This window comes from Microbulbifer maximicatervae (SeqCode) (assembly GCF_052468155.1).
Window position 1 is genome coordinate 3,387,465 of the sequence record NZ_CP174335.1, and the last position, 5,578, is coordinate 3,393,042.

Annotated in this window: 7 protein-coding genes; 4 read left to right on the forward strand and 3 right to left on the reverse strand. The window is 47.9% G+C overall.

The genetic code is table 11. The annotated features are described in order from the left end of the window. Positions 1 to 9 precede the first annotated feature (9 nt). Positions 10 to 843, forward strand: a complete 834-nt coding sequence (locus ACJJIY_RS14620) for an ion transporter (protein WP_413665480.1) — start codon at positions 10 to 12, stop codon at positions 841 to 843. A 63-nt stretch (positions 844 to 906) separates the two neighbouring features. Here the strand turns inward: ACJJIY_RS14620 and ACJJIY_RS14625 are convergent, their stop codons facing one another. Further along, complete coding sequence (locus tag ACJJIY_RS14625; RefSeq protein WP_445358178.1) at positions 907 to 1,371, reverse strand: PaaI family thioesterase; 465 nt, start codon at positions 1,369 to 1,371, stop codon at positions 907 to 909. A 110-nt stretch (positions 1,372 to 1,481) separates the two neighbouring features. Between ACJJIY_RS14625 and ACJJIY_RS14630 the strand changes: the two genes are divergently transcribed. From ACJJIY_RS14630 to ACJJIY_RS14640, 3 genes are all read left to right on the forward strand, one after another. Beyond that, positions 1,482 to 2,624, forward strand: coding sequence for a serine hydrolase domain-containing protein (locus ACJJIY_RS14630; RefSeq protein WP_445358179.1), 1,143 nt, complete (start codon positions 1,482 to 1,484; stop codon positions 2,622 to 2,624). After that, on the forward strand, positions 2,624 to 2,851 hold the full coding sequence (locus tag ACJJIY_RS14635; protein ID WP_282933169.1) for a SlyX family protein: 228 nt from the start codon (positions 2,624 to 2,626) through the stop codon (positions 2,849 to 2,851). The genes ACJJIY_RS14630 and ACJJIY_RS14635 overlap by 1 nt, the downstream gene beginning before the upstream one ends. Positions 2,852 to 3,466: 615 nt before the next feature. Next, on the forward strand, positions 3,467 to 4,114 hold the full coding sequence (locus ACJJIY_RS14640; protein WP_444897594.1) for a YiaD family glycine zipper/OmpA-like lipoprotein: 648 nt from the start codon (positions 3,467 to 3,469) through the stop codon (positions 4,112 to 4,114). A 172-nt stretch (positions 4,115 to 4,286) separates the two neighbouring features. On the opposite strand, the gene ACJJIY_RS14645 is transcribed toward ACJJIY_RS14640, so the two are convergent. Together ACJJIY_RS14645 and ACJJIY_RS14650 are read right to left on the reverse strand one after the other, a co-directional pair. Further along, positions 4,287 to 4,643, reverse strand: coding sequence for a hypothetical protein (locus ACJJIY_RS14645; protein WP_444897593.1), 357 nt, complete (start codon positions 4,641 to 4,643; stop codon positions 4,287 to 4,289). Continuing rightward, positions 4,640 to 5,215 carry a tetratricopeptide repeat protein gene (locus ACJJIY_RS14650; protein ID WP_444897592.1) on the reverse strand — a complete coding sequence of 192 codons (576 nt, stop codon included), beginning with the start codon at positions 5,213 to 5,215 and terminating at the stop codon, positions 4,640 to 4,642. The genes ACJJIY_RS14645 and ACJJIY_RS14650 overlap by 4 nt, the downstream gene beginning before the upstream one ends. Positions 5,216 to 5,578: the final 363 nt, after the last annotated feature.

The following is a 5,578-nucleotide window of genomic DNA, read 5'->3' on the forward strand; positions in this document are numbered from 1 at the left end:
AGGTGATAGATGGCGTTGACGGGACGTCGCAAACTGCTCAATGAGGTAATTTTCGGAACCGAGACCCGGGCAGGGCGGAATTTTGATGTTTTTTTGATCTGGGCGATCCTGATCAGCGTGGGTTTGGTGCTCCTGACCTCCATAGGTACGGTGCGCGACCGCTATGAGCACTTACTCATCGGCCTGGAATGGGTATTTACTGGTCTCTTCACCATTGAATATATCGCCCGGATATATTGCACGGTGAATCGCCGCAAATATATTTTCAGTTTCTATGGGATTGTGGACCTGCTCGCAATTCTCCCCAGTTACTTGGCGCTTCTCTATACCGGCGCCACTTATCTTTTGGTGATTCGCCTGTTGCGGGTGCTGCGGATCTTCCGAATCCTGAAGTTGGTTCGCTACTTACGTGATGCCAACGTCTTGTTGCGAGCCCTCGGGCTGGCCCGGCGCAAAATCCTGGTCTTTTACTCCAGTGTTTTGGTTATGTGCATTATTTTTGGTTCCCTGATGTTTGTGGTGGAGGGGCCAGGCCACGGATTTACCAGTATTCCCACGAGTGTTTATTGGGCCATTGTGACCATCACAACCGTTGGTTATGGCGATATCTCTCCGCAAACGCCTTTGGGGCAGGGCATTGCTGCAATGACCATGCTGATTGGTTACTCAATTATTGCAGTGCCTACCGGCATTCTAACGGCGGAGTTGGCTGGAGAAATGCATCGGGAGCGAGTGCAACAGCGCTGTGATAACTGCAGCCGTAGTGCCCATGACCCAGATGCGGAATACTGCAAATTCTGTGGCCATCGCCTGGAGGATATGGAAGAGAGCGAAGCACTGTAAGTTATTCGTACTTTGTCACTGCCGGCCAAAACAGGGCCGGCAGCCATTTATCAGCTTATGGTTTTACCATTCATCAGGGACGCGGACTGCTATGACTTCTGCCTTGGCGCAGAGGCGTCCATTGCTGGTGAGATTGCAGTGCAGAACAGTTTTCTTGGAGGAGCGCTGAACAATAGTGGCTTCGAGAATGACTGGTTTATCGATGGCAGCCGGTGCCAGATAGCTAATATCCAGTTTGCCGGTGGCATACCAGATCTTGTCACCAGTGCCGACAGCTCGTCCGGCTTGCAGGTAACCATCGGCGATGGCTGTGCATACGGTATGGCAGTCGATAACCGTAGCGATAATTCCACCGTTTAAATATTGAGCAGGTCCAGCATTGTGATGGGAGCAGGGAAGGAACTCGCAGCGGGTTTGATCCTTCTCGGTCCAGTAGCTTTTAATACGCAGGCCCTGGTCATTGTCTGGGCCACAGCCGAAGCAATGATTGCCCTGGATCTGATCTTGAATTGCGCTTTCCTGAGTCATATTTATCCCTCGCTATGAGCGCGCAATACTACCGATTTGCGCCGCAGAGTGGAAGAAACTACCCTTGCGGGCTTGCAACAGAGTTATCCGAATTATCTGGACGTAAATACATGGACATATACGGCTTTTGTGCCCCTGGTTTAGAGGCTCTTTACGATGCTTTTGCCAGAAATTTTCGCGAGTGCGGTGATACAGGAGCGGCCTTTGCCGTGCGCCAGCATGGAGAATTAATCTGTTCCTTATGGGCGGGAAGTGCGGATCGGGGTGCAGAGAGGCCATTTACTGAAGACACATTGGCCAATGTCTTCTCATCTTCCAAAGGCGTTCTTGCAGTTTTGGCGATGCAGCAAGTTGCCGCAGGCAAACTGGATTTGGATCGCCCGGTAGCGGATTACTGGCCTGAATTTGCCCCAGGCAAAGAAACTGTCACCGCACGCCAATTGCTGTGCCACCGCAGCGGACTTGTCGCTTTCCGTGAGCGGGTAAAAGACAGTTTGATTTACGATTGGCAGGCGGCTTGCGACCAGGTGGCTGGCAGCGAGCCTTGGTGGAAGCCCGGAAGTGCACAGGGTTACGCCCCATTTTTATACGGCTGGAGCTTGGGTGGATTAATTGAAAGGGTTGCCGAAAAACCCTTGTTGGAACTTTATCGGGAATTGCTAGCCAAACCCCTCAATCTTGATGGGGGCTTTGGGGCAAACGGACATCGTTCGCAGAGAATTGCCGATGTCAGCCCGCTGAAACAACCCTTACCAGAGCTTCGAGAAAATGCCATTGGCCGCGCCATAAAAGAAGACCGCAAAGGGCCTGTTGCGATGGCATTTAGCAACCCGGTGAGCTTGATGATGGGTACCAATAGCTCCGAGTGGCGCGGTGCTTTAATTCCTGCAGCCAATGGCCACTTTAGTGCGAGAGACCTGGCAGCGGTTTACGGTGAACTCACCTGTGACGAGCCGACTATTTTGCCCAAGCGGTTGATAGATGAAGCGGCAAAGGAGCAGAGTCATGGCCGCGATAAAGTATTGCAAGCTGAGGTGAGTTTTGGTTGTGGTTTTATTCGCAGCAGTTCCGCTGCGGACTTGCGCTTTGGGGGTAGCCAGGGCTTTGGACATCCGGGAGCGGGTGGTAGTGTCGGCTTTGCTGATCCGGAAAGAGGGCTGGGATTCGGATACGTGACAACTCGTTTGGGGCAGAGCTTATTTATGGATCGTCGAGCGGTCGGTCTGGTAGATGTTCTTTACGGGTTGTTGTGATGACTGAAGAAATAAAGGCTCTGGTAGAGCGGGTCGATGAACTGGAGAGCCGTTTGGCTTTTCAGGAAGACACTATAAGCCAATTAAATGATGTGATTACTCGTCAGGATACGGATATTCGCACTCTACTCGCACATATGCGCGAGTTGGGCGAAAAGTATCGGACGATTGCTTTTGAGATGCAGGGGGCCGGCAAGCCGCTGGATGAAAAACCTCCGCATTACTAATTCAGTGGTTACAAAAGGGTTTTTATAGAAGTCCACAGGGGCTGGCATGAAAATCTTTTTTGTTACTAAGTGACAGACATAGAGGTATTCGCTGCCTCTTGGGGGCGTCTTTAAAAACAAAAGCGTCTAAAAAATTGCCTCAGTGGAGTGTGGGGCTATTGACAAACTTTTCCACATACGCAGTTGGTAAAATTTGCCCTCAAACAAGAAGATATCCACCGTTATTTTACGTCAAGGCAAATTTTTAACTTGTTGTTTTTTAAAGGAAAACTGAAGAGTTTAAAAAATGTGCAAAACGCTGTAGGCGAGAGTTTACGCCGGTTGGCGCCACGGATAGCTTATTAGTGCACAGTTTTATCCACAGATTTTGTGGAAGACCGGGAAGCTGATCACTTCTTGCTCGCTACTTTGTCCAGCATTGGTACGTAGTTATGAATAGTTACTACGTAATGGGGACTAGTCAGTAGAACTGACAATAGATTCGCTTTAGTCTATGGAGAATTTCATTGGGTTGGTTCAGCCGCCAGTCAGATAGTGTGTTGAACAATACAGAGATTGCACAAGACATGTGTAGCTCAATACCCGTTACTTAAAAATGCGTTAGGAGAGCCAATAATGAAATATTGGGTAGCAGCCCTGGCACTGGGTTCGATGGTTGGTTGTTCCACATTGGACCCTTACACAGGTGAAAGTAAGACCAGTAATGCCGCCAAGGGGGCTGGAATTGGAGCTGTAACTGGAGCGATCGTTGGTGTCGCTACTGCCAGTAAGAAAGACCGTGGTAAGGGAGCCTTGACCGGTGCCCTGGGTGGCGCCGCTATCGGTGGTGGCATTGGTTACTATATGGATCGTCAGGAAATGTTATTGCGTCAGCGCTTGGAAGGTACCGGCGTACGTGTGGAGCGTGAAGGTGATAATATTCGCCTGATCATGCCAGGTAACATAACCTTCGGTACTAACCGCGCTGATATTCGTACTGATTTCTATGACACTCTGGAATCGGTCACTGTTGTATTGCAGGAGTTCGATAAAACTGCAATTCGAGTCAGCGGCCATACCGATAGCACTGGTTCAGATGTGTACAATCAGAGCCTGAGTGAACAGCGCGCTAATTCCGTTGCTGGCTTCTTCAGCGGTCAGGGCGTTTCTGCAGGTCGGGTGCAGGCGGTAGGTTACGGTGAGCGTTATCCTATTGCGAGCAACGATTCCGAGTCAGGCCGCCAGGCTAACCGCCGGGTTGAGTTGGAGTTGCTACCACTTTAATTAGTTAGTTTTGTAAATTAAGCCGTTGTTAGTGCTCAAGGTGCTGATCTTGGGCGCTATACAGCTTGATTATTTTTCGGTGGGCTATTTATTGCCTCAATTTTCTGTATCTTGGTCACTACTTACTGACCGTGTCTTAAAATTTAATGTGGCTTTAATTAGAGGCGACAAATTACTGTGTAATTTCTAATATGAGCTTCTCCAGCTTATATTGATAGGCTTCATTTTTTCCGGCTTTGTTAAATGCAGAGTGGATCATATCTTGCAAAACTTCTGACGGTACCCTGTGAGAAAACTCTCTAGTTAAAATGATACTGATCATGGTCTCTTTTTGCTTTTGCAAGTCTCCCCCCAATCGCTGAAGCTCAATAATTTCTTGCGTTGTAAATGCTTTTACTCCCTGAGGGGCCTCAGTGGGGTTGCCGCTAACGTTTTCTATGTTTGCTTTTTGTTGTGGTGCCGGCCTGCTGGGTGTCGAAGATCTCCCCGCGAGGTAAGCTCGGTTGTTGAACCTGTTGTCAAGCTTCATATTGGCTGGCCGGCTCCATATTGTGATAGGAGCATTTTATTTATTGCATCGCTATCCTTGGCAACACTTTTTTCTTCTTTGGCTGTTTCCGTTACTACCTGGATAATTTGTTCGACATCAGAATTTAGGGCCGGGTTCTCTGTGTTGGACTGTATTCCTTGCCTTAGCAGATCAAGACCACTTTGAGTTTGCTCTTCTATTATTGCCAGCAACCCATTAGAAAATAGTTGAAAGTACTTAGGAGTATTCGGCGTGATAACCAAGTGTTGCCAGATGTTCTTAGCTTTCTCAATTTGCTGAGTGACTAAATAAACTTGGCTCAGTTGAAAATGAGCTACCCATAAAGTGGGGGCCATTTCTATACTCATCTGCATTTCTTCGATGGCGCGATCAAAAAATTTTATCTGAGCATATTCTGCGGCAAGGAGTAAATGTGTTGCCGGTTGCTTCTCGAGTAAAAGGCAACGCTTAAGTAGCTCAATTGCTTTGTCATGGTCTTTTGTACGACTTGCTTCCAAGGCGCAGTGTAAGAGCTCGGCAGTATCTAAGTGGCTATGGATCTCTTGTCGCATGTCTCGATTCCTCACTTTCAAGCCTATTTTACATGTTCACATGAAAATATTCTGGGAGCATTCTCTGAATGACAATTAGGTATGTAAATTTGTCTTAAATCCTCCTTTTCTGGTGCTTCGTATTAGTTCCATTCTCATTCTTTGAGATGTATGTGATTAAAATCACTGCTTGTGGAGGTTGTCCGTTAAGTTAGCTAGCAAGTCATGAAATCAATGTATTTTGAGCTTTTAAGAATAAAATAAAAAAATATCTGCACGATTCCCCCAATCTGATGGATATGTATTTAAAGCGACGCGGATAAAGTGGCCCACAGTGGTAGATGCCGCGACAGAGTCAAATGGAATAGTTTTTGGGGAATCTCT